A 1,251-nucleotide genomic window follows, 5' to 3' on the forward strand; every position below is an offset into this window, starting at 1 on the left:
AGAGCGATTACAGCGACAAAAGTTTTGATGCTTTTCATGATATAAACCCTTTCATTAAGTTGTTCAGATAAGGCACTGTGCCTTGATGAGATAAATACTAGACCTCATCGCGAACAACTAAAAGCGGAAGGATTTGCTATTATCATTCAAAATTACTGAACTCAAAAAAACGTTATGCATTGCGCTGATATCTGTTTCCTGATGTCCTGAACGTCAGCCTTTTTCAGGGAGAAAAACGCCGATGCAAAGCAGAAAACAACCCTCATTCCTCATCAGACATAGTACTGCCGTCCATTTTATCGCTTATGCGGGCGCCATTTTTGTCATAACGCCCTTTAACAGTAAAGCGATGCCCGTCTTCGTCTGGATGGCCATGCTGATAGCCTGCGCTATCATCATTTCCTCACGCATAAAACCCCTCACGCTGTTGCAGCTGTCCCAAATGGAATGGGGTGAATACAAAAAAATAGCGGGCTCGACGCTGATGTCTTCTCTGCTGTTTTTAACATCGTGCGTGGCATTTAAATATTTCGCCGGAAATGGCCTGGAGCTACCCGTCACGCTCGCGATCGGGACGGTGGGATGTATCTACTATTCCATCACCCTCTATCTGGACGCCGTGGATGATGACAGAAAGAAAATTGCGAAAAAGGCTTTCACCCTTACACGTGGTGTATGGCTGTTAATTTCCTTCATCTGCTACATACTGGCGCGAAAGGTCTTTATGGACGTCACGGATGTCACCTACGAGGCGACTTTCAATAAAATTACGTCGTTTGGGTTCTTTTTAATCTTCTGCACCTTATTCTTTTCCATGGTATTTCTGCTATTCACGATGGCGCTTCCCTTGTTGCAGAATTCATCGGTCCAGTTTAACGTCATGGCGATTTCTGCCCCCCTTTTCTGCGCTGGCTATATCTTCTTTATTGCCTATAACGTCAATACCAGCCGGGTGCTTGAATACGTCCTCAATGTGACAATCGATTACGACACTCGGGATACGTTTTACTGTAACAATGAATATCGAATTCTCAACGACTATCCCAATGCGCGCTTTATGATGGTAAGTGAAGGTAATTATCGCGTGTTTACGCCAAAAAAGCGGGATTACGGGATCTGGCGTCTGACCTGTAAAAACGTCGCGCCTTTTTATTCCCTGGTAGAGGTTCAGGATAGAAAAGATATTGTTAAAAAAGAGAAAAAATAAAAAAGCGCCCCGGGGGCGCTCTTTCGACGGTGTGACTGGCTTAT

The 1,251-nt window shown here is 44.5% G+C and carries 1 protein-coding gene; it reads left to right on the plus strand.

Annotated features, from left to right (window positions below; genetic code table 11):
* Nucleotides 1–241: 241 nt before the first annotated feature.
* Nucleotides 242–1,207 (plus strand): hypothetical protein, encoded by a 966-nt coding sequence (locus L977_RS18920; protein WP_231563636.1) that lies wholly within the window; start codon nucleotides 242–244, stop codon nucleotides 1,205–1,207.
* Nucleotides 1,208–1,251 lie beyond the last annotated feature (44 nt).

It is taken from the genome of Enterobacter sp. ZOR0014 (genome assembly GCF_000798855.1).
In the GTDB taxonomy this organism is placed as follows: Bacteria; Pseudomonadota; Gammaproteobacteria; order Enterobacterales; family Enterobacteriaceae; genus Enterobacter; species Enterobacter kobei.